General features: G+C 72.4%; 24 protein-coding genes. 10 read left to right on the forward strand and 14 right to left on the reverse strand.

Annotated elements, in window-relative coordinates; genetic code table 11:
* Positions 1-143 precede the first annotated feature (143 nt).
* Positions 144-698, reverse strand: coding sequence for an SgcJ/EcaC family oxidoreductase (locus tag AB0L45_RS32250; protein WP_365846293.1), 555 nt, complete (start codon positions 696-698; stop codon positions 144-146).
* A gap of 317 nt (positions 699-1,015) precedes the next feature.
* Entirely contained in the window at positions 1,016-1,264 is a 249-nt protein-coding gene (locus tag AB0L45_RS32255) for a hypothetical protein (protein ID WP_365846295.1), read from the reverse strand.
* Positions 1,265-1,611: 347 nt separating this feature from the next.
* On the opposite strand from AB0L45_RS32255, the gene AB0L45_RS32260 reads away from it, so the two are divergent.
* Complete coding sequence (locus AB0L45_RS32260; RefSeq protein WP_365846297.1) at positions 1,612-2,451, forward strand: helix-turn-helix transcriptional regulator; 840 nt, start codon at positions 1,612-1,614, stop codon at positions 2,449-2,451.
* A complete protein-coding gene (locus tag AB0L45_RS32265) occupies positions 2,448-2,663 on the forward strand; it encodes a DUF397 domain-containing protein (RefSeq protein WP_365846299.1) in 216 nt (71 codons plus the stop codon). The genes AB0L45_RS32260 and AB0L45_RS32265 overlap by 4 nt, the downstream gene beginning before the upstream one ends.
* A 166-nt stretch (positions 2,664-2,829) precedes the next feature.
* On the opposite strand, the gene AB0L45_RS32270 is transcribed toward AB0L45_RS32265, so the two are convergent.
* Entirely contained in the window at positions 2,830-2,973 is a 144-nt protein-coding gene (locus tag AB0L45_RS32270) for a hypothetical protein (protein WP_365846301.1), read from the reverse strand.
* 107 nt (positions 2,974-3,080) lie between these two features.
* On the opposite strand from AB0L45_RS32270, the gene AB0L45_RS32275 reads away from it, so the two are divergent.
* Complete coding sequence (locus tag AB0L45_RS32275) at positions 3,081-3,581, forward strand: peptidylprolyl isomerase (RefSeq protein ID WP_365846303.1); 501 nt, start codon at positions 3,081-3,083, stop codon at positions 3,579-3,581.
* Between the two features lie 351 nt (positions 3,582-3,932).
* Here AB0L45_RS32275 and AB0L45_RS32280 read toward each other — a convergent pair whose 3' ends face one another.
* From AB0L45_RS32280 to AB0L45_RS32300, 5 genes are all read right to left on the reverse strand, one after another.
* A complete protein-coding gene (locus AB0L45_RS32280) occupies positions 3,933-6,185 on the reverse strand; it encodes a glycosyltransferase family 39 protein (protein ID WP_365846305.1) in 2,253 nt (750 codons plus the stop codon).
* 80 nt (positions 6,186-6,265) lie between these two features.
* A complete protein-coding gene (locus AB0L45_RS32285; protein ID WP_365846307.1) occupies positions 6,266-7,153 on the reverse strand; it encodes a methyltransferase domain-containing protein in 888 nt (295 codons plus the stop codon).
* 536 nt (positions 7,154-7,689) lie between these two features.
* Positions 7,690-8,808 carry a peptidase gene (locus tag AB0L45_RS32290; protein ID WP_365846309.1) on the reverse strand — a complete coding sequence of 373 codons (1,119 nt, stop codon included), beginning with the start codon at positions 8,806-8,808 and terminating at the stop codon, positions 7,690-7,692.
* A 255-nt stretch (positions 8,809-9,063) separates the two neighbouring features.
* Entirely contained in the window at positions 9,064-9,855 is a 792-nt protein-coding gene (locus AB0L45_RS32295) for an SDR family oxidoreductase (protein WP_365846311.1), read from the reverse strand.
* Positions 9,856-9,973: 118 nt separating this feature from the next.
* Entirely contained in the window at positions 9,974-10,900 is a 927-nt protein-coding gene (locus tag AB0L45_RS32300; protein ID WP_365846313.1) for a DUF4429 domain-containing protein, read from the reverse strand.
* 267 nt (positions 10,901-11,167) lie between these two features.
* Between AB0L45_RS32300 and AB0L45_RS32305 the strand changes: the two genes are divergently transcribed.
* From AB0L45_RS32305 to AB0L45_RS32320, 4 genes are all read left to right on the forward strand, one after another.
* Positions 11,168-12,847, forward strand: coding sequence for an alkaline phosphatase D family protein (locus AB0L45_RS32305; protein WP_365846315.1), 1,680 nt, complete (start codon positions 11,168-11,170; stop codon positions 12,845-12,847).
* 134 nt (positions 12,848-12,981) lie between these two features.
* Entirely contained in the window at positions 12,982-14,301 is a 1,320-nt protein-coding gene (locus AB0L45_RS32310; RefSeq protein ID WP_365846317.1) for a multidrug effflux MFS transporter, read from the forward strand.
* A 56-nt stretch (positions 14,302-14,357) separates the two neighbouring features.
* Positions 14,358-15,446, forward strand: coding sequence for a serine hydrolase (locus tag AB0L45_RS32315; RefSeq protein WP_365846319.1), 1,089 nt, complete (start codon positions 14,358-14,360; stop codon positions 15,444-15,446).
* A gap of 87 nt (positions 15,447-15,533) precedes the next feature.
* On the forward strand, positions 15,534-16,520 hold the full coding sequence (locus tag AB0L45_RS32320; RefSeq protein ID WP_365846321.1) for a small ribosomal subunit Rsm22 family protein: 987 nt from the start codon (positions 15,534-15,536) through the stop codon (positions 16,518-16,520).
* A 7-nt stretch (positions 16,521-16,527) separates the two neighbouring features.
* Here the strand turns inward: AB0L45_RS32320 and ddaH are convergent, their stop codons facing one another.
* Together ddaH and AB0L45_RS32330 are read right to left on the reverse strand one after the other, a co-directional pair.
* Positions 16,528-17,364: a dimethylargininase gene (ddaH, locus tag AB0L45_RS32325; RefSeq protein ID WP_365846323.1), complete on the reverse strand. Its 837-nt coding sequence runs from the start codon at positions 17,362-17,364 to the stop codon at positions 16,528-16,530.
* A gap of 106 nt (positions 17,365-17,470) precedes the next feature.
* Positions 17,471-17,659: a DUF6243 family protein gene (locus tag AB0L45_RS32330; RefSeq protein WP_365846325.1), complete on the reverse strand. Its 189-nt coding sequence runs from the start codon at positions 17,657-17,659 to the stop codon at positions 17,471-17,473.
* A 124-nt stretch (positions 17,660-17,783) separates the two neighbouring features.
* Here AB0L45_RS32330 and AB0L45_RS32335 point away from each other — a divergent pair, with 124 nt between their 5' ends.
* Positions 17,784-18,386: a TetR/AcrR family transcriptional regulator gene (locus AB0L45_RS32335; RefSeq protein ID WP_365846327.1), complete on the forward strand. Its 603-nt coding sequence runs from the start codon at positions 17,784-17,786 to the stop codon at positions 18,384-18,386.
* A gap of 238 nt (positions 18,387-18,624) precedes the next feature.
* Positions 18,625-19,371: a bifunctional DNA primase/polymerase gene (locus tag AB0L45_RS32340; RefSeq protein ID WP_365846329.1), complete on the forward strand. Its 747-nt coding sequence runs from the start codon at positions 18,625-18,627 to the stop codon at positions 19,369-19,371.
* Positions 19,372-19,466: 95 nt separating this feature from the next.
* Here the strand turns inward: AB0L45_RS32340 and AB0L45_RS32345 are convergent, their stop codons facing one another.
* From AB0L45_RS32345 to AB0L45_RS32360, 4 genes are all read right to left on the reverse strand, one after another.
* Positions 19,467-20,444, reverse strand: a complete 978-nt coding sequence (locus AB0L45_RS32345) for a hypothetical protein (RefSeq protein WP_365846331.1) — start codon at positions 20,442-20,444, stop codon at positions 19,467-19,469.
* A 200-nt stretch (positions 20,445-20,644) separates the two neighbouring features.
* A complete protein-coding gene (locus tag AB0L45_RS32350; RefSeq protein WP_365846473.1) occupies positions 20,645-21,442 on the reverse strand; it encodes a heme ABC transporter ATP-binding protein in 798 nt (265 codons plus the stop codon).
* 59 nt (positions 21,443-21,501) lie between these two features.
* The gene (locus AB0L45_RS32355; protein ID WP_365846333.1) at positions 21,502-22,638 is read right to left on the reverse strand and encodes an iron ABC transporter permease; all 1,137 of its coding nucleotides are present in this window, start codon (positions 22,636-22,638) and stop codon (positions 21,502-21,504) included.
* 1 nt (position 22,639) lies between these two features.
* Positions 22,640-23,695, reverse strand: coding sequence for an ABC transporter substrate-binding protein (locus tag AB0L45_RS32360; protein ID WP_365846335.1), 1,056 nt, complete (start codon positions 23,693-23,695; stop codon positions 22,640-22,642).
* Positions 23,696-23,833: 138 nt separating this feature from the next.
* Between AB0L45_RS32360 and AB0L45_RS32365 the strand changes: the two genes are divergently transcribed.
* Positions 23,834-25,294: an HtaA domain-containing protein gene (locus AB0L45_RS32365; protein ID WP_365846337.1), complete on the forward strand. Its 1,461-nt coding sequence runs from the start codon at positions 23,834-23,836 to the stop codon at positions 25,292-25,294.
* Positions 25,295-25,298: the final 4 nt, after the last annotated feature.

Below are 25,298 nucleotides of genomic sequence, written 5' to 3' on the forward strand. Positions count from 1 at the left end.
GCCGCCCCCGGCGGGGCCCCAGGCCCGGGGGGCCCCCCCCCCGGGCGACCCGGCCCCCGCGGCCGCGGGCCCCCCGCCCCCCGCCCCCTGACCTGGGGTTTCCAGGTCAGGGGCCTTGCGTCGGCTGACCGGTCAGTCCGACGTCATGAGCGAGGCAGCTCCGTCTTACGGGTGTTCTGGAAGGATTGCTGGAGCCACACTCCGTTCTTTTTGGTCAGCACGTTGGTGTTGACGGACAGCGAGCCTTCTCGGCACTCGCTCTCGCCTGCCTGTATCTGGCAGCTCGTCCGGACGATGATGGCTGTGTGCCGGTTGACGAAGCGCACATGCTGATCGAGAGTGCGGATCGTGGTATCTCCGATGTAGTGATCGAAGTAGTACTGCATTCCTTGCGCGATCGCGTCCTGGGTGCGCAGGTAATCGCCGTTGAAGGTGACGAGGTCGGCGTCCTCGGTGAACGTGGCGGCAAATGCCGCGCCGTCCTTGTCCGCCCAGGCTTGCTCCTGCCGGCGGAGCAGCTCGTCGAACGCCGCCCGGTCCTGGCCGTTGCCCGAGTGGGCGGCTGCGCCCGGCCGGCGCCGAGCCGGTGTACGGAGGCTGTCCGTGCCGGCGGCCAGGGCCATTTTCGCGCCCACCATGGCAGCGGCGGTCACCGTTCCCACGGTGAGGGTGAGCAGGGTGATGTGGCGGTAACGCATCAGTCCTCCTGGAGGGCCACGGAAAACCAACTCATGGACCACCACCATGGGCGACGCGCCGCCAGGTGTCGTCTTTCCCCGGTAGGAGCCACCCCTGCTGCCTCCCTGAAAATCAATCCCCAACTACAGGAGCACAGTTGCCCCGCGAACCCCTGTAGATGCCGCACCGGCCACCACACCGGAACCTCCCGCGCCTGGCCACAAAGGGCCCGGTGCGGCAACGAGAACATGTCGGCGGATTTCGTCCGCCCCTAGGGGACTCTCCGGCGATCTCCAGCTCCAGGGCGGCCGGGCCGCTGACGCACCGCCGCCCCCTCTCACTGCCGCCCCTTGGCGGGCTTGGTGTAGACGTTGACCGGGTCTTCCATGTGCTTCACGAACTTCTTGTGCTCGGACTCGTCCGCGTGGGCGAGAATCCACACGTTCAGGTGCACGGCGGTGTCCCAGACGTTGGAACGGGCGCCACACCGCGCGCCGTTGATCTCGGTGACACATTCGGCGACGTGCTTCCGGATACCGGTGATCTGAATTTCCTTGCGCGCGGGCACGGGGGCGGAGGTCGTCATGGCTTTGCCTTCGAATGGGGGGAGTTCGGGCGAAGCGTCACTGCCGTCACTGGTGCGCAGATGAAGCACACCGTCACGTCCGCGTGAGCGCATGAGCCGGGTGAGGTTTTCCCGGCCGGGGCCGGGGCTGGAGCCGAGGCCGGGACTGAAGTCGGTCACTTGTGGTCACCGTTCGTGGGGGAACGTCGGAACACGATCAAATTGCGCAACCCGATACCCGGGCTCCACCGCGGGGCGGTGATGGTTCCGGAGCACGTCAACTTCGCTCCGTAGCCGTGCCACTACCGGATGGAGCCAGGCTGCCCTACAGTCGCCCCATCCTCAACGTTCCAGAAACGGGGAGCACGTTGGTAAACCTGAAGCAGTTGAACCCGGAGGCAGGCCCGAAGGCGGCATTCGGTGCCCGTCTGCGCAGCGCGCGAGAGGTGCGCGGATGGAAGCAGGACGAGTTGGCTGAGCGGATGGGCTACTCGGGCAGGCATATTTCGGCGGTGGAAACAGGTTGTAAACCGCCGACCCTCCGGTTTTCGCGCGCCGTAGACGCCACCCTTGGGCTCGCGGGGTCCACGGAGTCATTCGAGCGTGCGTGGGCGGAGATCCGGAATGGCAGCTTGCTTGAGGGCTTCCCGGAGTACCTGGGGCAGGAGGCGCGGGCGGCGGAGATCCGGCTGTTCGAAGTGGGGGCTGTTCCTGGATTGCTCCAGACACCGGAGTACGCAAGAGCCATGGAAGAGGGCAATGTGCGGCGGGGAACGCTCAGCCCCGAACAAGCATCGGAGCGAGTGGAGTTCCTGGCGGAACGGCAGGCATCTTTGGTGCGGCGTGTGGTCCCCATGGTGATCGTTGTCTTGGATGAGAGCTGCATCCGGCGGCCGATCGGTGGCCCCGCTGTCATGGACGCCCAGTTGGCGCGGTTGGTCGAGTTCGCCGACCAATCGAACACCGCGCTTCAGGTAGCTCCGTACGCCATTGGTGAGCGTCGCCCGTTCAACCGCCTGGTCAATCTGCTGACCCTGCCTGACCGCTCCGTGGTTTCCTACGTCGAGTCGGAGATTCACGGACGCCTGGATAGGGAACTCACCTCCGTGCTACCGCTGGTGCGGGCCTACCATCAGCTACAGGCCGAAGCTCTCTCTCAGGCGGAGTCAGTAGCCATGATCCAGAAGGCACGAAAGGGCATCTCGTGACGATCGACCCCCGACCCCTCGTCTGGTCCAAGTCTTCCTACAGCGGCAACGGTGGCTCCTGCGTCGAATGGGCCCCGGCACAGGCCACAGCCACCGGCATAGTTCCCGTCCGCGATTCCAAGGACCCGAACGGCCCCATCCTCTCCGTTCCCTCCCGTTCGTTCGCGGAGTTCATCGCGGGCGTCAAGGGTGGCGCGTTCTCCGCCACGTGATGTGGTGCCGCACCACCCAGCTGAGTCCCGCCACTCCCTCATCGGAGCGGCGGGACTTCTTCATGTCCGACCAGTCGAACACCGACGGCGGCGACTGCACAGAGGTCGCTACGAACCTCGTCGCCTCGCGCCGAGCCGTACGTCGCCGTGATGTCGGCCACGGTCTTCACCCAGGTGTGCGGTCGCCGGCGGGCCCGTACGGTGTGGAGTCCGGCCAGTCCGCGATGATCACGAGCGGCACCGTGACCACCGCAATACCGCCCCACGTCGGGAGGCCGCCGTGCTCGGCGAGGGCGAGGAGCGCGTACACGGCGTCGGCCGTGACCAGGCCTCAGCGTTCCGCGACTGGGCGGGTGGGGCGTGGGGGGCTTAGACCTGTGGGCCGAATGGGGGTGGGGAAGTGGAAGGATGTCTTCCATGAGTTCCAACGTATTTTTCGACATCACCATCAACGGCGACAAGGCCGGCCGCATCGTCTTCAAGCTGTACGACGACGTCGTACCCAAGACCGCGCGCAACTTCCGTGAGCTGGCCACCGGCGAGCACGGCTTCGGTTACGCGGGGTCGCCCTTCCACCGGGTCATCCCGGAGTTCATGCTGCAGGGCGGCGACTTCACGCGCCGTAACGGCACCGGCGGCAAGAGCATCTACGGTGACCGCTTCGAGGACGAGAACTTCGAGCTGAAGCACGACCGGCCGTTCCTGCTGTCGATGGCGAACGCCGGCAAGAACACCAACGGCTCGCAGTTCTTCATCACGACGGTGGCGACGCCCTGGCTGGACGGTGCGCACGTGGTCTTCGGCGAGGTCGTCGAGGGCTCGGACCTGGTGAAGAAGATCGAGGGCCTGGGTTCCCGCTCCGGTGCCACCTCCGCGACGATCGAGGTGGCGTCTTCGGGCGTCGTGGACGCGGCGTAACGGGTCAGCGGCACCGAGAGACAGTGAAGACCCCCGGGACGGTGTCCCGGGGGTCTTCGTATGTCCGGTGTCCGGCGGGCGGGGCCGCTCAGGACTGGGGACGGCTGCCGTGGTTGGCGCCGTTCTTCCGGCGTGCCTTCTTCTTACGGCGTCGCTTCGACGACATGGGCGTCTCCTCTCCGCAGGGTTCGCAGGGCTTTCCTCCGCATTTCTACCATTTCATGGCGGAGTCGTGCCCTCCGGTCCCGGGGCCGGATACCCGCCTCAGGGGGCGCCACACGTCTCGTGAGGCACATCACGGTGAACGAGGGAGGGGGGTGGAGGGTGCGGGTGGGAGAGGAGAGGGGTGGTTCAGGGGGTGCAGTGGTAGAGGGGTTCTGGGACGGTGGGGTCGGGGGTGGGGGTGTATGCGTTCGGGGGGACCTTGGTGCAGGTGGAGCGGACCCAGGCGTTGATCTTGGCTGTCTCCGAGGGGGCGCCGCCGGCTGCCGTGGTGGGGTTGAGCAGGGCGAAGCGCAGTTGTCCCGAGGCGACCAGGTGCTGGTACTCGGCGAGGGTGACCGACGTGGCCATTCCGGCGAAGCCGCCGAGCGGCAGGATCGGCAGACCGGTGTGGGTGATGGCCCGGGAGCGGGCCCAGCCGCCGTCGGCGGAGAGGGTGTACCTGGCGTGGCCGTTGTGCCGCTGTACGTAGTCCAGCAGGCGCTTCTGCGCGGCGCTCAGCGGCGCCGGTGACATGTCGTACGAGGCGCCGCCCGCGCCTCCGTAGACCGCGCTGCCCGGCGCGCCGGCCGTGGCGTTCTGGCCTCCTGGCCCGGCGTGTGCTTCGAAGGAGGAGCCCGCGTACCGCTGGTCCAGTACGGACAGTGACCAGGCGGCCGGGGCGGTGAACAGGGCCACGCAGGTGGCGGCCAGCGCGGTGAGGGCGACGGAGCGCCGGCGGCGGCCGGTGGCGCGCCCGTAGGACAGCAGGCCGAGGACGCCGACGAGCGCCGCCGTGATGATCAACGACGTGAGCCAGGGGGCGAAGCCGGAGTGGCCGGCGGCGACGTGGGACGCCCAGGCGGCCTGGACGATGACGGCCAGGGGGAGAAGGCAGCGCCTCGGGGCGCCGGTGGCGGCGCGGTGGACCCGCCACAGGGTCACGGTGCCGGCGGCTGCCAGCGCGGCGAGCGCGGGGGCCAGGCCCGCCACGTACGCGGTGTGCGGGATGTCGACCACGCTCAGGACGACGGCGGTGGTCAGCAGCCAGCCGCCCCACAGCAGGTAGCCGCCGCGCAGCCGGTCCGTACGGGGACGCCTGCCGCGCAGTACCAGGCCGAGGACCAGGGAGATCAGGGCGAGCGGGTAGAGCCAGCCGATCTGGGAGGTGAAGCGGGGGGTGAACAGCTTGTACCAGGTGTTCTGCTCGCTGCCCAGGCTGACCATCTTGCGGGCCGGGTGGGCGCGGGGGGAGGTCGGGTCGGTGGTGGGGGCGTGTTTGCCGTTGCTTGGGCCGCTTGGGCCGTTCACGCCGCTTGGGCCGTTCGCGCCACCCGGGCCTCCCGAGCCGTTAGGTCCGCCATGGCCCCCCGACCCTCCTGGCCCTCCCGGTCCGCTCTCCGCAGGGCGGCTGAATCCGTTGTACTCGAAGACCATGGACAGGGCGCTGTTGTTCGTCGAGCCGTCCGCGTACGGGCGTACGTCCTTCGGCAGGAACGTCATCATCAGCACCCACGAGAACGACACCGCGAACAGCACGGCCCCCGCCGTCAGTACGTGGCCGATCCGGGCGCGCGCCGTGACGGGCGCGGTGACGAGGTAGGCGAGGGCGAGGGCGGGGACGATGAGCCAGGCCTGCATCATCTTGGCCTGGAAGGCCAGGCCCACCCACACACCGGCCCAGACCAGCGAGCGCAGGCGGGCGCCGCGTGCGGCGAGCTGGTAGCGGTCGACGGCCAGTACCAGGCACATGATCAGTGCTGCGTCGGGGATGGCGTGGCCGAACAGGGAGGCGGTGACGGGGGTGAGGGTGAACAGGGTGGCGGCCAGGAGGCCGGTGGCGGGGCCTTGCCAGCGCCGTACGACCCGATAGAGCACGAGGACGCAGACGACGCCCTCGGCACACTGCGGCAGGGTCAGGGCCCAGTCGTGGAAGCCGAAGAGGCGGGCGGAGAGGGCCTGGGGCCACAGGAAGCCGCCGATTTTGTCGAGGGTGATGGTGGCGGAGGGGTCGTAGGCGGTGAAGAGGAATGCTTTCCAGCTCTCGGTCATGCTGCGGGCGGCGACGGAGTAGTACGGGGCCAGGCCGCTGGTGGTGATGTTCCACGCGTACAGCAGTGCGGCTGCGGCGGCGATGCCGAGCAGGGCGGGGCGGGCCCAGCGGGGCTGGTCCTCGGGCGAGCGCCACAACTCCCAGCGGCGGCGGGCGCGTTGAGGGGGCGGGGTGTTCTGGAGGGGGTGGGGTGTGCGCTGGGCGGGTGGCGTAAGCGGCGCCGGCCCGGTGGAGGAAGCGGGAGAGGCGGAGGAGGTGGGAGAGGCGGAGGGGGTGGAGGAGGCGGAAGGGGTGTCGGAGGGCGGGGCGGGCGGGGAAGCGGGCAGGCCGGAGGGCGGTTTGGCGACCATAGGGGGAGTCAGCTCTCGGATCGGTGCGGGCGGGGCTGCCGGGCCCGGGTCGGCCGGTCGGCTTTCCGGTGCTCGGCCGGTCAGCTTTCCGGTGTGCTGAGCAGCAGCAGGTAATAGTCCACGTGGTCCCGGCAGAAGTCGCGGAACGGTTCCATCAGCGGATCGGTGTGGGCGGTGGCTTCCTTTCCGAAACGCTGCTCTATCTCATCGCGCCGTTGTCGGTAAAGTACGTACATCAGCTCGCCGCACAGTGCGATGTTCGATGTCATGTTCTGAATGCGCACGACACGGAAACCGGATTCTTCGACCTCCGCGAGAAGCGTCGCGAAGGCGGTGGGCGGCGGGGACGCCCACAGTTGGGTGAATGCCTCCGTCTCCACGGGGACGGTGGTGCCGCGGAGGGCGAACTCCGTCATCAGCAGACGGCCGCCGGGCCGCAGTACGCGCCGGACCTCGCGCAGTGCGGCGGGCCGGTCCGCGAGGTGGGGGAAGCAGTCGATGGACCAGGCCGCGTCGTAGGAGTTGTCCGCGTGGTCGAGCCGCAGCACGTCGCCGTACGCGAAGTCGACCCGGCCCCGGAGGTCGGCGGCGGCGCTCAGCCGTTCGCCGCAGCGGGCGAGCTGCGCCCTGCTGACGGTGATGCCGGTGACCCGGCCGCCGGTGCGCCGGGCCAGGTGGAGGGCCGGGCCGCCGGTGCCGCAGCCGATGTCGAGCAGGCGGGCGTCCGGCGGGAGGCCGTCGGCCAGGACGTCGGCGAGGTACTCGGTCTGCCGGTCCTGTGCGAGGTCGGACAGGCCGAGGAGGGAGGCGGCCCGGACGCGCTCGCCGTGCGGGACGAACATGCCGACGTGCAGGGCGCTGCCGCCGAGCACCAGGGCGAGCAGGTCGCCGAACCGGTCGTACATCGCGCCGACTTCTTGAGGAGCGGGCGCCGGGCCCCTGTTCGCACTGCTGTCGGCCGCTGTCATGGAAGTCCCCTCGGCGACGGATGGTCGGGCAAGGAATCACTGAGCAGGGAGTGCACTTCTGCTCGGTGACGCTAGCACCGAATAGCCCGGAGTGGGGGTCATCCATTCCGCGGGGGAAGAAATCGGACAGAGTGGCCGGGGAAGCGGTCGAGGAAGTGATCGGGGGAGTGGTCGGGGAAGTGGGCAGAGAAGTGGGCGGGGAATTCATGATCCGTACGGGGAGGCCGCTCGGGGTGTAATTGCTGCTGGTGGCCGGGCGTCGATGAGTTTTTCATGAGAAGGGCATGAAAAGCCTGAGAATGACGCCATGGGTATACCGAGTTTCCCCCCATGTGTGCGTGAATTGTCGGGCCACCCCGGAAACGAGAGCTCCGGGGAACACCCCCGTGTGGTGCCTGCCGCCCGGAGGGGAGCCTGTGGGTGCACCCCTCCGGACGGCGCCGGGCGACGGTCCGGCCTGCTCGGCCGGTTCGGCCTGCTCGGCCTGCTCGGTCTGCTCGACCGGTCGGGCCAGCTCGGCCGGTTCGGTCAGCCCGTCAGCTCGACTGCGCCTCGTCGTAGAGGTTCTCGGCGTCGTCACCGAAGTACGGCCCGAACATCCTGTTGGGCAGGAAGGTGTAGCCGAAGCTGTTCACCGAGGACTGCAGGCCGGCGCCGGTGGCCTCGTTGAACGAGGTGAACCAGGGGCCGCCGCTGGAGCCGCCCGTCATGTTGCAGGACAGCCCGTGGTCCGTGGAGAACAGCGGGTCCTTGATGGTGTTGCCGCTGCAGTAGATGAGCTTGCTGCCGTCGTACGGTGCGGCGGCCGGGTACCCGAAGGCGTACATCGGCTTGTTGTAGCCGGTGTTGAAGGCGAGACCCTGGCCGCCGACGACATCGGTCAGCCGCTGTCCGCCGACGGGGGCGACGACCGCGGCGCCGACGTCGAAGTTGATGTCCTCGCTCGCCGTCCACTGCGGTGTGCTGAGGGTCTTCGAGGCGGCCCACTTGCCGTACGGGGCCTGGCCGTCGTGGTAGCCGGGCACGAAGACCCAGTCGGTGTGCCAGGCGCCGTTCAGCTTCACGCAGTGCCCGGCGGTGATCACCGTGCTCTTGTTCGCGCTGGTGACGGCGTTGCCCGAGCAGGAAGCGGTACGGCCCTGATAGGTGAAGAACACCCGTCCCGCGGTGTTCGTCACCGCGCCGCCGCCGGTCCACGGGGCGCCCGCCTGCGGGAAGGACTTGGGGACGGGGGCGGCGGCGGTGGTGGCCGCGGGGAGGGTGGGACGTACGGTGCGCTCGGGGCCGCTCCGTATCGGGGAGGTGGACCGGTCCGCCGTGCTGCCGGATCGTTTCGCCTCCGGGGCGGATCGTTTCTCCGCTGCGCCGGACCGCTGGCCCGGCCCGTCGGCTCCGGCCGACAGCAGGTCCAGCGGGGTGGCCTCACGCATCCGCTCCGCCGTCCAGAAGTCGGCCACGGAGGAGGGCGCCGTCCCCGTACCGGCCGAGGACGAGGCCGGCGGGGCCGTGTCCGTACCGGCCGGGCCGGCCGCGCCCGCCGGGCCGGTCTGGAGGGCCGAGACGAGCAGGGCGCCGACGGCGGTCAGGGCACCGGCGAGGGCCCGGGACATGCCGCGCCGACGGGTGCCGGGGGAGGTGCTGACGATTCGTCTCACGCGTGACTCCTTCTGCGGGGCCGCGTGGTGGCGAACCACGCGGCCGTCGACAACGTGGCCGCGGGTTCCGCGGCCCGGCAGATGAGCGGTGCGGATGGACGTGCGTCAGGAAGAGTCCCACCGGACGCGCCGTCTGTCAGGAGCGCGTCCCGCCGAAGTCCGGACGGCGGAGGACGGGGGAGGGCGGGTGGACGGGGGGCGGGGGGCCGGCGGTGACCGGGCGGCGGCGCCGGGAACCGGAGGCCCGGGAAGCGCTCAGCCGCGGCCGATGTACGGCATGGCCGTCGCCATCACCGTCGCGAACTGCACGTTCGCCGCCAGCGGCAGCTGCGCCATGTGCAGGACCGTACGGGCCACGTCCGCCGCGTCCATCACCGGCTCGACCGCCGTGCTGCCGTCGGCCTGGAGGATGCCGGTCTGCATCCGCCCGGTCATCTCGGTGGCCGCGTTGCCGATGTCGATCTGCCCGCAGGCGATGTCGTACGGACGTCCGTCCAGCGAGAGCGACTTGGTCAGGCCGGTCATCGCGTGCTTGGTGGCGGTGTACGCGATCGAGTGCGGACGCGGCGCGTGCGCGGAGACCGAGCCGTTGTTGATGATGCGGCCGCCGCGCGGGTCCTGGTTCTTCATCGTGCAGAAGGCGGCCTGGGCGCAGAGGAACGCGCCGGTGAGGTTGGTGTCGACGACCGTGCGCCAGTCGTCGTACGCCAGCTCGTCCAGGGGGACGGGCGGGCCGAAGGTGCCCGCGTTGTTGAAGAGCAGGTCCAGTCGGCCGAAGCGGTCGCGGACCGCCGCGAACAGGGCGTCGACCTGCTCAGGGCGCGTCACGTCGGCCGGTACGCACAGGGTGGCGCCGTCCGTGTCCCGCGCCGCCTGGCGGGCGGTCTCCTCCAGGGCGTCGGCGCGCCGTCCGGCGAGCGCCACCGACCAGCCGGCCCCGGCGAGGGCCAGCGCGACGGCGCGGCCGATGCCGGAGCCGGCACCGGTGATCAGGGCGGCCGGCGCGGGTGGGGGAGTGGTACCGGGGCGGGTGTCGGGTGTCGTCATGGCGGCAGGGTAGGGCGCGGCCGGTCCGTCGGTGGGGGTGGGCTCGCGGAGGCGCTGCGGACACCCACGTAAGCCCGGTACGTTCGCGAACCCCTCCGAACACCGCCCTCGCTCCGCCTCACCCCGCCCCGTGAAACCCCTTGAGCACCGCCGCCTTGGCCGCGGCGAACTCCTCGGCGGTCAGGATGCCGTCGCGGTGGAGTTCGCCGAGTTCGCGCAGCCGGCGCAGCAGGACGTCGGGGTCCTGGCCGCCGCCGCTCGCGTTGCCCGGGTCCGGCGTCTGCTCCAGGGCCGGGGCGGTCCGCGCCGCGGTGACCGGACCGGCCGCCGGGGCGGAGCCGCCCGACGGGTGCGGCAGCCGGGCCGCGACCGCCGCCGCGAGCAGCGCCGTGCGCCCGCTCTCCTTCTTGAAGCCCCACAGCTCGATGGCGTTCGGGTCGTGTTCCGGCTTGAGCGTCGCGGTGACGCCCTTCGGGCGGAAGCGCAGGTAGCCGGATTCCAGGCCGGAGGCGGGGCGCCAGTCGACCCCGGCCAGGTCGGCGAGGGCGAAGTCCCGGGCGCCCGCGTGCTTCTTGCTCTCGCTGGTGGTCCAGCGCCATTCGATGTGCACGTGCTCGCCGTCGAAGGACGCCACGCCGTCCACGCCCGCGGCGGACAGCGGTACGGCGGGCCCCGGCAGCAGATAGCGGTCGGTGGGGCCGGTCACCACCTGGTCGAGCAGCAGGGAATGGCGCACCTCGTCGGCGAAGTACTCGGCGACGCCGGTACGGTCCGGGTCCACGGCCACCTGATAGGGGTTCGCGTCGTCCGGCAGGCTGCCGCCGGTGACGTGCAGCAGCGGGTCGGCGCCGTCCCGCAGCCGCAGGCGCAACCGGCCGCCCTTGCGGGCCGGTTCGTACGCGATGCCCGCCAGCGCCTCCAGCGGTACGGACGTCTCGCCCAGGTCCTGCCGCAGGCGGTGCACGCTCCGTTCCTGTCCCGGCACGATCCACACCCGGTCGCCGTCGAAGGACCACGTGCCGTCGCGCACCATCAGTTCAGCCATGCCCCGAATCCTACGGAGACGCCGGACCGTCGGCGAAAGGCCCGGGGCGCGGGCCTGCCGGGCCCACGCCACGGCGCTCCGGGCGCCCCGGTGCCCGCCCGGCCCCGGCCACGGCCCGTGCCCCCGCACCCGCCGTGAATGTCCGCGCGCGTCCGATGCGGACGCAGACATCATCCGCTTGTCATGTGTGCGTCGAACGCGGGACAGCGGAACGCCCTCGTCCGCCCCTCCAATCGCTGGTGACAACACCGGCCCAGGGAGGGGCAGATGGCCCGTCAAGGTCAGTACGAGCAGGACGCGCGGCCCGAGCAGGGGCCCCAGGGCGCCCCGCACACGCAGGAGCTGCGCGCCGCCGCCGCACAGCTCGCCCGGCGCCGCTTCCTCACCGGCACCGGGGCCGCCGCGGCGCTGGCCTTCGCGGCCAACCTGCCCGGCACCGGCGTCGCGTACGCCGCGGCCGAGGCCGACGCGCGGAAGATCACCGAGAACCCGTTCACGCTCGGGGTGGCCTCCGGCGACCCGCTGCCCGGCTCCGTCGTGCTGTGGACCCGGCTCGCCCCGAAGCCGTACGAGCCGGGCAGCGGTATGCCCAAGGCGCGCGTGCAGGTGCGCTGGGAGATCGCGTACGACGAGCGGTTCACGCGCCTGGCCGGGCGCGGGAAGGCCGACGCGCACCCGGAGTTCCACCACGCCGTGCACATCGAGGCCATCGGACTGGCGCCGGACCGCGTCTACTACTACCGCTTCCGGGCCGGCGACTGGATCAGCCCGGTCGGCCGGACCCGCACCGCGCCCGCGCGCGGCGCGAAGAACAGCGAACTGCGGCTGGGCGTCGTCTCCTGCCAGGCGTACCACGACGGGTACTACACGGCCCACCGGCATCTGGCCAAGGAGGACCTGGATGTGGTCTTCCACCTCGGTGACTACCTGTACGAGTACCCGGTGGACGCGGTCGGCGGCGCCCGCAAGTACACCGACCGCAAGCTGCCCGCGCGCTTCAACCGCGAGACGGTGACGCTGGAGGACTACCGGCTGCGGTACGCGCTCTACAAGTCCGACCCCGACCTCCAGGCCGCGCACGCCGCGCACCCGTTCATCGTCACCTGGGACGACCACGAGGTCGAGAACAACTACGCCGACGACATCAGCGAGAAGAACGACCCCAAGGGCGAGTTCCTGCTGCGCCGGGCCGCGGCCTACCGCGCGTACTGGGAGAACCAGCCGCTGCGCCGCCCGCAGCAGCCGCACGGCCCGGACGCCCAGCTCTACCGGCGCGTCCACTTCGGGCAGCTGGCCCAGTTCGATGTGCTGGACACCCGCCAGTACCGCTCCGACCAGGCGTACGGCGACGGCTGGCGCACCCCGGGCCCCGAATCCACCGATCCGAAGCGCACCCTGACCGGCGCGAAGCAGGAGCGCTGGCTGATCGACGGCTGGCGGTCGTCCTCCGCGCTGTGGAACGTGCTGCCGCAGCAGGTCACCTTCTCCGAGCGCCGCAACGCCACCGGCCCCGGCTACAAGCTCAGCATGGACTCCTGGGACGGTTACGCGGCCTCCCGTGAGCGGGTGCTGAAGGGTGCGGAGGCGGCGGGCGTGGACAACCTGGTCGTGCTGACCGGTGACGTGCACGTGCACTACGCGTTCGATGTGAAGCGGGACTTCAAGAACGAGAAGTCGCGCACCGTGGGCGTGGAGTTCGTGACCACCTCGATCGCCAGCGGCGAGGACGGCGCGGACAAGCCGGCCAACTGGGGCACGTACATGGCCGCCAACCCGCACCTGAAGTTCTACAACGGCCGGCGCGGCTATGTGACCGTCACGCTGGACCGGGAGAAGGCGCGGGCCGACTTCCGGACGGTGTCGGCGGTGACGAAGCCGGGGGCGCCGGTGACCACGGCGGGGTCGTTCGTGTCCGAGGCCGGCGACCCCGGGCTGAAGCCGGCCTGATTCCCGTACGGCCAGGGGGCCGTCTCCGGTCCTAGGTCCCCGGCCCCCCATCCAACGTCCTGGCCGAAAGGGCGCCGGAGCCGGTTCCGTGCATGACACCATGGTCAAGCCATCAATCATCCATGGAGACACTCATGACGGACCCCGGCACCGGAACGACGGAGCCCCAGGACAGCGTTCCGATAGCCGAGCGGGACGCGGCGGCGGCGCCCGCCGCGTCCCGCCGTACCAGCCTGCTCGTCACCCTCGTCCTCGGCGGCCTGACCGCGGTGCCGCCGCTCTCCATGGACATGTACCTGCCGGCACTGCCGGAGGTCACCGAGGCGCTGCACAGCCCGGCCGCCACCGTCCAGCTCACCCTGACCACCTGCCTGGCGGGCATGGCCCTGGGGCAGCTGGTCGTCGGGCCGATGAGTGACAAGTGGGGACGCTGCCGCCCGCTGCTCATCGGCATGATCGTCTACATCGTGGCCACCGCGCTGTGCGCCCTGGCTACCAACGCCGGGCTGCTCATCGCCTTCCGCCTGCTCCAGGGCCTGGCGGGCGCGGCCGGCATCGTCATCGCGCGGGCCGTGGTGCGTGACCTGTACGACGGCGTGGCGATGGCCCGGTTCTTCTCGACCCTGATGCTGATCTCCGGCGTCGCGCCCGTCGTCGCGCCGCTGATCGGCGGGCAGATCCTGCGGATCACCGACTGGCGCGGCGTCTTCGTCGTCCTGACCGTGGTCGGCGTGCTGCTCACCCTGCTGGTCTGGCGCCGCCTGCACGAGACGCTGCCGCCCGAGCGGCGGCACTCCGGTGGCCTCGGCGAGGCCCTGAGCACCATGCGCGCGCTGCTCGCCGACCGCGCCTTCTCCGGCTACCTGATCGTCGGCGCGTTCGCCTTCGCCGCGCTGTTCGCGTACATCTCCGCCTCGCCGTTCGTGATCCAGGAGATCTACGGCGCCTCCCCGCAGACCTTCAGCCTGCTGTTCGGCGTCAACTCCGTGGGCCTGGTCCTGGTCGGCCAGATCAACGGCAAGGTGCTGGTCGGCCGGGTCAGCCTGGACGTGGTGCTCGGGATCGGCCTGGGCCTGATCACGGCCGCCGCGACGGCGCTGCTGCTGATGGCCGGCGGCGTCTTCGGCGAGGTCGGGCTGTGGCCGATGGCCGCCGGGCTGTTCGTCCTGATGTCCGCGATGGGCCTGGTCATGCCGTCGGCCAACACCAAGGCGCTGCTGCGCTCCGGGCACGCGGCGGGCTCCGCGTCGGCGCTGCTGGGCACCTCGACCTTCCTCCTGGGCTCCGTCGCCTCGCCGCTGGTCGGCATCGCGGGCGAGCACACCGCCGTACCGATGGCCGTGGTCCAGCTCTCCTGCGGCGTACTGGCGCTGCTGAGCTTCCTGGGACTGTGCCGCCCGTGGCAGCGTAGGGAGGAGACCGCCACCGGGACCGGCGAGAGGACCAGACTCTGAACGCAACGGGACTGCGATACGGCACCCCCGCCGCGGCGGGGCTGGATCCCGCCTGGATGCGCCGCCTGGCCGACGGGGTACGGGAGGCGACCGAGGGGCCTGACCCCTGGTGCGCGGGTGCCGTGGTGCTCGCCGGGCGCGGCCCGGTGGTCGCCGCCGAGGCGGCGGCGGGCTGGGCGCTGCGCTACGCGGCGTACGACCCCGAGCGGTCCCGGGGCGTGGAGCTGCCCCGGGACCGCTGGGAGCCGATGCGCGTCGGCACGGTCTTCGACCTGGCGTCGCTGACCAAGCTGTGCACCGCGGTCGTCGCGGTGCAGCAGGTGGAGCGCGGTCTGCTGGACCTGGACGAGGCGGCGGGCCGCTGGCTGCCGGGCTTCGCCCCCGGCATCACCGTCCGCGGTCTGCTCACCCACACCTCGGGGCTGCGCCCTGAGCTGCCGTTCTACGAGCGCCAGGGGCGCGCGGCCCAGCTGGAGCTGCTGTGGGCGGAGGCGGCGGCGCCCGCCGATCCGCCCGGCGGCGCGTACCGCTACTCCGACCTCAACCTCATCGCCCTCCAGCTCATTCTGGAACGGCTCACCGGCCTGCGGCTGGACGCCCTCGTGGCGCGGGGGATCACCGGCCCGCTCGGCATGACCAGCACCACGTTCGGGCCGCTGGCCCCGGCGGGCGTGGCCGCGACCGAGGACCAGCGGCGGCCGTGGGCCAAGGCGGACCGCGGCATGGTGCGCGGCGCCGTGCACGACGAGAACGCGTGGGCGCTGGGCGGCGTCGCCGGGCACGCGGGCCTGTTCTCGACGGCGCAGGACCTGGCGGTGCTGTGCCGGACGCTGCTCAGCGGCGGTACGTACGGCGGGGAGCGCATCCTCGGCGCGGAGTCGGTGGCGCTGCTGCTGGACCCGCCGGGCCTGGGCTTCGGCGTGGACCAGCCGTACTTCATGGGCGAGCTGGCCGGGCGCGGCGCGGCGGGCCACACCGGGTTCACCGGTACCAGCCTGGTGCTGGACCGGGCGACCGACACGTTCCTGGTGCTGCTGGCCAACACGGTCCACCCACGGCGGCGCGCGGCGGGCAGCGCGCCCCGGGCGGCGGCCGCGACCCGGCTGGCGCGTGCGGTACGGGCGGGCAGCCGGGCGTTCGGGTAGCGGCGTGCGGGCTTCGGAGGGTTAACGGGTAGCGGCGTACGGGTGCTGCGGCACGGCCTGTCACACCCGCCCCGTAAAATCGCCGGAATGCACGACGAACTGCGCGCCGCACTGGCCGGCCTGCTCGACGGCCTGCCGCCCACGCAGGCCGCGCGGGCCGTCGACCGGCTCATCGCCAATTACCGGGGCCGGACGCCGACCGACGCCCCGGTCCTCAGGGACCGCGCGGACGTCGCCGCGTACGCCGCGTACCGGATGCCCGCGACCTTCGAGGCCGTACGGCACGCACTGGACGCCTTCGCGGCGCGGCTGCCGCACTGGGCGCCCGCCTCCCACGTGGACATCGGCGGCGGCACCGGCGCCGCGACCTGGGCGGCCGCGGCCACCTGGGCCGGCCACCGCACGACCGTGTACGACTGGGCCGAACCGGCCCTGGAGCTGGGCCGCGAGCTGGCCGACGGGGTCCTGCCGGACACGGACTGGCAGCGCCGGGTCATCGGCGCGGGCATGACGGTCCCCGAGGGCACGGACCTGGTCACCGTCTCGTACGTGCTCGGCGAGCTGCGCCCGGAGGACCGCCGCGCGGTGGTCGCCGCGGCGGCCGGCGCGCAGGCCGTCGTGCTGATCGAGCCCGGCACCCCGGACGGCTATCTGCGCATCCGCGAGGCCCGTGAGCAGCTGACCGGCGCCGGACTGCGCGTCGTCGCGCCGTGCCCGCACAGCGGAGCGTGCCCGATCGTGCCGGGCGAGGACTGGTGCCACATGGCCGCCCGGGTGACCCGCTCCTCGCTGCACCGCCAGGTCAAGGGCGGCTCGCTGCCGTACGAGGACGAGAAGTTCAGCTATGTCGCGGCGGTGCGCCCGGAGGCGGTGGCCGGTGCGGACGGCGCGGCGGCCGTGCCCGCCCCGTCCCGCGTCGTCCGCAAGCCCCAGCTCCGCAAGGGACAGGTCCTGCTGGACCTCTGTACGGAGGAGGGGCTGCGGCGCGACACGGTCACCAAGCGGCACGGTGACCGCTACAAGGCCGCCCGCGACGCCGAGTGGGGCGACGCCTGGGAGCGGCCGGCCGGCTGAGAGCCGCCTACACGGGGGCGGCCCGCAGCTCCTGCGTGCAGCACTTGACGCTGCCGCCGCCCTTGAGCAGTTCGGTCAGGTCCATGCCGATCGGCTCGTACCCGCGCGCGCGGAGCGGTTCGAAGAGCCCGACGGCGGCCTGCGGCAGCAGTACGTGCCGGCCGTCGCTGACCGCGTTCAGACCGAACGCCTCCGCGTCCGCCCGCGAGGCGATCAGGGCGTCGGGGAAGAGCCGGGCCAGTACGGCGCGGCTGCCCGCCGAGAAGGCGCCCGGGTAGTACATGACCTCCGAGTCCGTCGCGTCGTCCAGTACGCACAGCGCCGTGTCGAGGTGGTAGTAGCGCGGGTCGACCAGGTCCAGGCCGATCACCGGGCGGCCGAAGTACTCCTGCGCCTCGGCGTGCGAGAGCGGGCTGCTGCGGAAGCCGCGGCCGGCCAGCAGCCAGGAGGCGGTGACCGCGAAGTCGCCCTCCGCCTCGTTGACGTTCTCCGGCTCGCGGACCTCGGTGAAGCCGTGGTCCCTGAACCAGGCGGCGTGCACGGCGGCCTCGCCGCGCCGCTCCTCGAAGGCGAACCGCGCGCCGAGCACCCGGCCGTCCACGACGGTGGCGCCGTTCGCCGCGAAGACCATGTCCGGCAGGTCGGGGCGGGGCCGCAGCTCCTCGACGGTGTGGCCGAGCGCGCGGTAGCTCTCGCGCAGCACCTCCCACTGGGCGAGCGCCAGCGGCAGGTCGACGGGCTTGTCCGGATCCATCCAGGGGTTGATGGAATAGCTGACCTTGAAGTGGGTCGGCGGGCACATCAGATAGCGCCGGGGCCGGGCGCTGCGCCGAGGTGTACGCAAGGAAGGCTCCTCACGGTGGGTGGGACGCTGAGGCGTACGAGGTGCGTACGCGCTCAAATGGTCCACCGTTGAGGAGCCGTTGCGCAGTGATCCGTTCGGGTGGTTTTCACCCCTGACGGGTTTCCCCGGCGCCGCGCTGTTCCTGGAGCCTGCGCAGCAGGGCGCGCCGCTGCGCCATCGGATCGGTGCCACCGCCCACGCCGTTGCCGCCCCGGCCGCCGCGCAGTGCGCCGCGGGAGAGCTTGCTGCGGGTGCCGCCGACGCCGAGCATGCCGCCCGCGTTTCCCTTGCTCATGTGGGTCATCTCCTTCGACCGCCGACTGGCGAGACGGTTCGTCTCGCTCGATGTCGATTCTGAACGAGACGTACCGTCTTGTCAAGACGATACGTCTCGACTCACCTGTCGGTAGACTCCGGCCATGGCCAACAAGACAGCGCCCGACGCCACCCGCCGCAGCGAACGCTCGCGCCGCGCCATCTTCGACGCGGCTCTCTCCCTCGTCGGCGAGGTCGGCTACGACAAGCTGACGATCGAGGGCATCGCCTCCCGCGCCGGTGTCGGCAAGCAGACGATCTACCGCTGGTGGCCCTCCAAGGCCGCCGTCCTGCTCGACGCCTTCACCCAGGACGTGGCGGGGTACGAGGCCGGACTGCCGGACACCGGGGACCTCGCCGCCGACCTGAAGTTCGTCCTGCGGGCCACCGCCGACGAGTTCAACGACCAGAAGTGGCAGGCGCCGTACCGCGCCCTCGCGGCGGCCGGCGCGAACGACCCGGAGCTGTCGGCACGGTTCGTCGAGCGGCTGCTGGAGCCCGGCATCGCGGTCTACGTGAACCGGCTGAGGGCTGCCCAGGAGGCGGGCGAGATCGCGGCCGGCGTGGATGTGCGGGTGGCGGCCGAGATGGTGCTGAGCCCGTTCTCGCAGCGCTGGCTGATGCGGACCGGCGAGCTGTCGTACGCGTTCGTGGACACCCTGGTCGACATGGTGCTCGCCGGGCTGCGGCCCCGTACCGACGGCTGACCGGTCCTCGGGGCGGCCCGTTCCTCGGCGGTGGCCCGGAGGGTGCACTTCCGGATGAGGCGCCGGGATCGCCCAGGGGGCGCGAAAGGTAAAGGAAAGTGAACGAAGTGGGGTGGAAACCGACCGTATTGGTGGGATTCGCCCGTTCTCCGGTCACCCCGGATCCGTACTCCGGTCACCCGAAGAGGAGGATGGTGGCAGCATTGATCCCAGACCACCGCTCGAAGTGAGGGGATAGATGGAACGCAAGAGCAGGTTCTCCCAGTGGCTTCGCCGGCCGAGGAGCGGTTCGGACGGCGGCGATACGGACACGGGATCAGCGGCGCAAGGCCGCGAGGACCTGCTGCTGGCGGTCGCCGACGCGGGTTTCCCGCTCGCCCCGGCAGCCCACCCCTCCGGCTACGGCTGTTCCTGTGAACGCATCGGCTGTCCCACGCCCGGCCGGCACCCCGTCTCCTTCGGCTGGCAGACCGTCGCCAGCACCGACCGCGAGAAGGTCGCCGCCTGGGCGCGCGCCTACCCGCAGGCCAACTTCATCACCGCCACCGGCATCGCCCACGACGTGCTGGACGTCCCCGTCGAGGCGGGCCGCAGCGCCCTGGAGCGGCTGGAGGCGGCCGGCATCGAGGTCGGCCCGGTCGCGCTGAGCGGCGCGGCGCTCGGACAGGGCCGGATGCTGTTCTTCACCGCCACCCGCGGCACCCCGGACGACGAGGACGAGTGGTGGCCCTGCGAGCTGGACTGCCATCCGGAGACCATGGACGAGCACCCCGGCCTGCGCTGGCACTGCCGCGGCAGCTACGTCCTCCTGCCGCCCTCCCGGCTGCCCGGTGACCAGCCCGCGGTGGCCTGGCTGCGCGGCCCCGAGCGGCCGGTGCCGGACCCGCTGACGCTGCTGGAGGCCCTCACCGACGCCTGCGCCGCGTACGCGGACCAGCAGCCCGACCACGACCACGAAGCGGCGGCCTGGCCGATCGGCCGCTGACCCACCTGCCCGCAGCCGGGTCCGCGGCCCGTCCGCCGGACCCGCCGGAGCGGGACGCCCGTACGGCGCCGGGTGCCGCCCGCGCCGCGTCGCGCCTACAGCGACTTGGCGGACGTCTTCGCCTCCAGCCGGTGCAGGATGCCGACCCGCCCGGGGGCGCCCGCGGCCGGTACCTTCACCACCTGCGCCGACAGGGTCGTGAAGGTCATCCGGTCGGACGGCTTCGCCGGGCCCTCCATGATTCCCTTGATCTCCGGGCCGATGCTGATCCGCGACCCCTCGGACACCGTCTTCTGCTGGTGGTAATAGGTCGAGAAGAAGACCAGCGCCCCGCCGTCCTTGGTACGCAGCGCGACCGGCGCGAAACCGGACGCCTGGTCCTCGTACTGGATGCGGGAGCCCGGCTGCCGGCCCTGCTTCTCGCGCAGCGACCGCCACCCGTCGGTGTGCGGCCCCGGGGCGAAGGTGTCGCCCTTGCCGGTGTCCAGGTACGTCGCGTACGCCTCGCCCAGCTTGCCCGGTGCGATCTTCAGCCCGGAGTCCTTCGCGTCGGCCGGCACCACCTCGGCGAAGCCGTCCTGGTCCGTCTTGAACTGCGGGATCTCCTCGTCGGTCAGCGAGGACAGATAGCTCGCCTTCCACTTCGCGCCCATGGAGTCCCGGGTGAACACCAGGAACCACCGCGCGTTGTTGCGGTTGCTGACCGCGTCCGCCAGGAACACCTTCGGCCAGCCCGCCTGCTTGGGCACGGTGAACGTCGGGCTGGTCAGCTTCAGCGGCGGGAACTTCGGGTTGCCCTGCGGGCTGACCGCGTGCCCCGCCTTGGTGAGCGCCTGGTCGACGGCGAGCAGGGAGTCCGTCTCGTAGGTCGGGTTGACCTTCGGGTCCAGCTTGCTGTTGGACGTGTTGAAGCCGTCGACGAACTGCCGGAGCGCCGTGGCGGCCTCGTCCTTCGACACCGCGGGCAGCATCTCCCGTTCGCCGTGCACGGTCATGCATCCGCTCAGCGTCAGCAGCGCCGCGCTCGCGGCGGTCAGCGCTACGGGCACCCGGAACGGCGACCTGCGTGTCATGGGGCTCGGGCTCCTTCGGGGCGACCGGGGCCGGGGCGGCCTGGGGGCCGCCGGGGTGGCACGATTCGGCGCAACCCTACCGGGGGCGCGGACGCGGGCGGGCGCGGGGACCGGGAACAGCGACCGCACCGTGACCTGGGAGGCAGCCCGCCCCACCGGTCATTACGGGACGCAAAGGACCGGTACGGACGCGCGCCGGATCAGGGTTCACGCCATGGCATGACCAGGGGAACGCCGGTGCGCGGATGCCCGATCACCTCGACCGGCTGCCGGTAGACCCGGCTCAGCAGCTCCGCGCCGAAGACCTCGGCGGGCGGGCCCTGCGCGGCCGTCCGCCCGCCGTGCAGCAGGGCCGCCCGGTCCGCGTACGCGGCGGCCAGCCCCAGGTCGTGCAGGACGACCGCCACCGCGGCCCCCGCCGCCGCCCGCTCCCGGCAGATCCGCAGCACCAGTTCCTGGTGGCGCAGGTCCAGCGCGGCGGTCGGCTCGTCGAGCAGCAGCAGCGGAGCGCGCTGCGCCAGGACGCGGGCGAGCGCGACCCGGGCCCGTTCACCGCCGGACAGCGCGGCGAACGGCCGGTCCGCGAAGCCGGTCACCTCGGTCGCCGCCATCGCCTCCGCCACGGCGGCCTCGTCCTCGTCCTCGCCCGGTGTGCCCGCCCAGGGCGCGCGGCCCATCCGTACGACGTCCGCCACCGCGAACGGGAAGGAGAGGGTGGCCGACTGCGGCAGCACGGCCCGCCGCAGCGCCAGTTCCGGTGCGGTCCAGGCGGTGGCCGGGCGGCCGTCGATGCGTACCTCGCCGGCGGCGGCGGGCAGGTCGGCGGCGAGCGCGGCGAGCAGCGTGGACTTGCCCGCGCCGTTCGGCCCGACGAGCGCCAGCACCTGGCCGGCGGTCACCTCCAGGTCCACCCCGTCCAGGACCGTACGGCCGCCCACCTGCACGCCGAGACCGCGGGCGCACGCGTACGCGGTACCCGCGGCGACGGCCGCCGGCAGCGCCCGGGGGCGCCCCGCGCACCACGTACCGGGCGTCCGAAACGGAAACCGGCCCCGGCTCACGCCCAGCCTCCTTGCTTGCGGCGGGTCCTGCGCAGCAGCCAGAAGAAGAACGGGCTGCCGCACAGGGCGGTCAGGACGCCCAGCGGCAGTTCCGCCGGCTGGGCGGCCGTACGGGCGACGAGGTCGGCGACGACCAGCACCAGCGCGCCGCCCAGCGCGCTGCCCGGGATCAGGAAGCGGTGCCCGGGGCCGGCCGCCATCCGCAGCAGGTGCGGGACGAGCAGCCCCACGAAGGTGATGACGCCGGCCACCGCCACGGCCGCCGCGGTGAGCAGGGCGACGACCAGGACCAGGACGACGCGCAGCCGCTCCACGTCGACGCCGAGGTGCCGGGCGGGGCGTTCGCCGAGCGCCAGGAGGTCCAGCTTGCGGGCGTGGAAGGGCGCGACGGCCAGCCCGGCGACGGCACACGGCAGCACCGCCAGCACCTTGGGCCACACGGCCTGGGACAGCGAGCCGAGCTGCCAGAAGGTGATCTGGGAGACCTGCGCGGTGTCGGCGAAGAAGAGGAACAGGCCGATCAGCGCGCCGGCGAAGGCGTTCACCGCGATGCCGGTGAGGATCAGCGTGACGACCTCGGTCCGGCCGCCCGAGCGGGACAGCGCGTAGACGACGAGGACGGTCAGCAGACCGGTGGCGAACGCGCAGGCCGGGACCGTCCACGTACCGAGGAAGCCGAGGCCGAGCGCGATGGACCCGACGGCACCGACCGCCGCGCCCGAGGAGATGCCGATGACGCCCGGCTCGGCCAGCGGATTGCCGAACACGCCCTGCATCAGGGCGCCCGCGCAGCCGAGCGAGGAGCCGACGAGCAGCGCCAGCACGACGCGCGGCAGCCGCACGTTCCACAGCACGCTCTCGCCGACCCGGTCCAGCTCCGCGCCGCCGAGGTGCAGCTGGTGCAGCAGCGAGCCGAGGACGTCGCCGAGCGGGATGCGGTACGCGCCGAGACCGGCGGAGAGCAGACAGCCCGCGAGGAGGGCGAGGGTGAGGAGGGCGGTGAGCAGGGAGGTACGGGTGCGGACGCGGCGGGGCCGGTCGCGGCGGGGCGGGTCGCGGCGGGGCCGGTCCCCGGCGGCCGCCGGGAGGGGCGCGGTGGTGGCGGGCGCGTCCGCGCGGAGCGGTGCCGTCATCTCACTTCCCCCCGGCGTGGAACTGCTGGATCAGCGAGCGCAGTACGGAGTCCGTGCGCGGCCCGTAATTGAGCAGCACGCCGTCGTCGACGGAGGCCACCCGGCGGTCCATCCCGGCCGGTGTCTGGGCCACTCCGGGGATCTTCACCAGTCCGTCGATCCCGCCGACCGACGCGAGGCCCTTGGTCATCACCAGGATCACGTCCGGCGCGGCCCTGGCGAGTGCTTCGCTGGTGATCGGTGTGAAGTCCTTCGTCAGGCCCGACTCCTCGCCCGCGTCGATGCCGCCCGCCGCTTCGATGAGGGAGCCGGCCCCGGACCCGGCGCCCCCGATGAGGTAGACGGAGGCCGAGCCGCGCAGGTAGAGGAAGGCCACCCGGGGACGGTCGGCCGCTGCACCGTGCGGGAGGTGCTTCCGGACGGCCTCGATCCGCCGGCCGGTGCGGGCCTTGAGCGCGTCACCCGCCGCCCGTACGCCGAGTGCCGCCGCGACCGCGTCGATCCGGGCGTCCACGTCGGCGAGCCGGGTCGCGGGCCGGACCGTGACGACCGGGACACCGGCGTCCCGGATCTGGCGGACGGCTTCCGCCGGCCCCGTCGTGGTGTCCGCGAGGACCACGTCGGGCTTGAGCGACAGCACCCCTTCCGCCGACACGTCGTGCGCGCGGGTCACCACGGGCAGCTTCGTCGCCTGGTCGAAGGTGGCGGTGATGTCGCGCGCGACCACCCGGTCGCCGAGCCCGAGGGTGAAGACGATCTCCGAGAGGGAGCCGGTGAGCGGCACGATCCGGCCGGCCTTGCGCACCGTCACGTCCTGGCCGTCCGCCGACCGTACGGTCGCGGGAAGTTCGGGGCGCGGCGCGGGCCCGGACAGCGGCTCGACGCGGTCGGCGGCGGGCCGGGCGGCGGTTCCGGCGGCGGGTTCCGCCGGGGGAGCGGCGGTGTCCGGGCCGCTGCCGCAGCCGGTGAGTGAGAGGGCGATCGCGAGGGTGGCGGCGAGCGCCGCGGCGGGGCGGGACAGGCGCCGGCGGACCGGCTCCCGGGTGGCTGCTGGCACTGTCCCGCCTTTCTGCGTACGTCAGTTGACCGGTGCCGGTGGTGCGGGGGAGATCCCGGTCGCGTCCCGGGGTTCCGCTCCGGCCGGGCTTAGCTTAGGTTAGCCTTACCTTAATCGCTAGCCCTGGAGGGGTCCTCCATGCTGCCGTCCAGACCGGCCCGCGGCCGTACTCGCGGCCGTGCCCGCGTGCTCGCCGCCGCCTTCCTGGCGGCGCTCCTGGGCGCGCTGCTGCCCGCACTGCCTGCGGCCCCCGCACAGGCGGCGGCCCGCACGGTCGCGGGCGGCCGGCTGGACTGGGGCATCAAGTCCTCTTTCCAGGCATACGTCACCGGACCCATCGCGCAGGGCAGTTGGACCGTGAACGGCGGCGCCGCCACGGTCGGCGACAGCCGGTTCCGCTTCCACTCGGCCACCGGCAGCTACGACCCGGCGAGCGGCGCCCTGACGGCGGGCTTCTCCGGCGGGGTGCACTTCACCGGCCACCGCAAGCCGGACGGCTCGTACGAGATGGACCTGACCGTCAGCCGCCCCCAGGTCACCGTCGCCGGCGGACGCGGCACCCTCTACGCCGACATGACCAGCAAGGAGAAGGGCACCGGCCGCGTCACCACGGCCGCCCGGGTACCGCTGGCCACACTCGGACTCGACGGCGTCGACACCCGGGGCGGCAGCACCCCCATCGCGCTGACGAACGTCCCGGCGAAGCTGACGGCGCAGGGCGCGCGGGCCTTCGCCGGGTACTACACGGAGGGCACGCAGCTCGACCCGGTGAGCCTGTCGGCGGACGTACGGACGGACGCCGGTCCGGCCGCGACGCCCGCCCCGTCCGACGACGGAGACGGCGATGCCGGTGCCGACGCTGATGCCGACGAGACGGGCGCGCGGCGCGGGGCCTTCACCGAGGCCGCCGTCGACTGGGGCGTCCGCCGCACCTTCCGCGAGTACGTCACCGGCGGCATCGCCCACGGCCGCTGGCAGCTGTCCGACGGCGCCCAGGACGGCGGCGCGCTCTTCCGCTTCCCGCACGGCAAGGGCACGTACGACACCGAAAAGGGCACCCTGCGGGCCGACTTCACCGGAAAGCTCCGCTTCACCGGCAAGGACCTCGACCTCACCCTCACCGCCGTCTCCGTCACGGTCGGGGACGGCCGCGGCACCCTCGCCGCCGACGTCACGACCGGCGGTACGACCAGTAAGAGCACCCCGCTGGCCACCTTCCAGGCGAAGCGGCTCACGCCCGGCAAGGGGCTGATCGAGCTCACCGAGGCACCGGCGCAGCTCACCGCCGAGGGCGCGCGGGCGTTCGGCGGCCTCTACCGGGCCGGCACGGACATGGACCCCGTCTCGCTGGCGGTCGCCGTCGACAAGAAGGCCACGCTGCCCGCCCTTCCCGACCTCGGCACCGACCCCAAGGCCGCCGCCGGGGACGGCGCGCAGGCCAAAAAGGCCGCTCCCGGACAGGCCGCTCCCGCTGCGTCCGGCTCCACCCGCACCACCACCCTCCTGATCGCGGCCGGCGTCCTGCTCGTCGCCGTCGCCGCCGTCTCCGTCCTGCGCGCCCGCCGCCGTACGCCTCCCACGGCGCCCCCGCAGGACTGACGCC

The sequence above is a fragment of the Streptomyces sp. NPDC052496 genome (assembly GCF_040679095.1).
Classification (GTDB): domain Bacteria; phylum Actinomycetota; class Actinomycetes; order Streptomycetales; family Streptomycetaceae; genus Streptomyces.

Bases quoted from the DNA above. Each gene is read 5' to 3' on its own strand.
- AB0L45_RS32250 (WP_365846293.1), bottom strand. From the start codon at position 698: ATGCGTTACCGCCACATCACCCTGCTCACCCTCACCGTGGGAACGGTG.
- AB0L45_RS32255 (WP_365846295.1), bottom strand. From the start codon at position 1,264: ATGACGACCTCCGCCCCCGTGCCCGCGCGCAAGGAAATTCAGATCACC.
- AB0L45_RS32275 (WP_365846303.1), top strand. From the start codon at position 3,081: ATGAGTTCCAACGTATTTTTCGACATCACCATCAACGGCGACAAGGCC.
- AB0L45_RS32280 (WP_365846305.1), bottom strand. From the start codon at position 6,185: ATGGTCGCCAAACCGCCCTCCGGCCTGCCCGCTTCCCCGCCCGCCCCG.
- AB0L45_RS32285 (WP_365846307.1), bottom strand. From the start codon at position 7,153: ATGACAGCGGCCGACAGCAGTGCGAACAGGGGCCCGGCGCCCGCTCCT.
- AB0L45_RS32295 (WP_365846311.1), bottom strand. From the start codon at position 9,855: ATGACGACACCCGACACCCGCCCCGGTACCACTCCCCCACCCGCGCCG.
- AB0L45_RS32300 (WP_365846313.1), bottom strand. From the start codon at position 10,900: ATGGCTGAACTGATGGTGCGCGACGGCACGTGGTCCTTCGACGGCGAC.
- AB0L45_RS32305 (WP_365846315.1), top strand. From the start codon at position 11,168: ATGGCCCGTCAAGGTCAGTACGAGCAGGACGCGCGGCCCGAGCAGGGG.
- AB0L45_RS32310 (WP_365846317.1), top strand. From the start codon at position 12,982: ATGACGGACCCCGGCACCGGAACGACGGAGCCCCAGGACAGCGTTCCG.
- AB0L45_RS32315 (WP_365846319.1), top strand. From the start codon at position 14,358: ATGCGCCGCCTGGCCGACGGGGTACGGGAGGCGACCGAGGGGCCTGAC.
- AB0L45_RS32320 (WP_365846321.1), top strand. From the start codon at position 15,534: ATGCACGACGAACTGCGCGCCGCACTGGCCGGCCTGCTCGACGGCCTG.
- AB0L45_RS32330 (WP_365846325.1), bottom strand. From the start codon at position 17,659: ATGAGCAAGGGAAACGCGGGCGGCATGCTCGGCGTCGGCGGCACCCGC.
- AB0L45_RS32335 (WP_365846327.1), top strand. From the start codon at position 17,784: ATGGCCAACAAGACAGCGCCCGACGCCACCCGCCGCAGCGAACGCTCG.
- AB0L45_RS32340 (WP_365846329.1), top strand. From the start codon at position 18,625: ATGGAACGCAAGAGCAGGTTCTCCCAGTGGCTTCGCCGGCCGAGGAGC.
- AB0L45_RS32345 (WP_365846331.1), bottom strand. From the start codon at position 20,444: ATGACACGCAGGTCGCCGTTCCGGGTGCCCGTAGCGCTGACCGCCGCG.
- AB0L45_RS32355 (WP_365846333.1), bottom strand. From the start codon at position 22,638: ATGACGGCACCGCTCCGCGCGGACGCGCCCGCCACCACCGCGCCCCTC.
- AB0L45_RS32365 (WP_365846337.1), top strand. From the start codon at position 23,834: ATGCTGCCGTCCAGACCGGCCCGCGGCCGTACTCGCGGCCGTGCCCGC.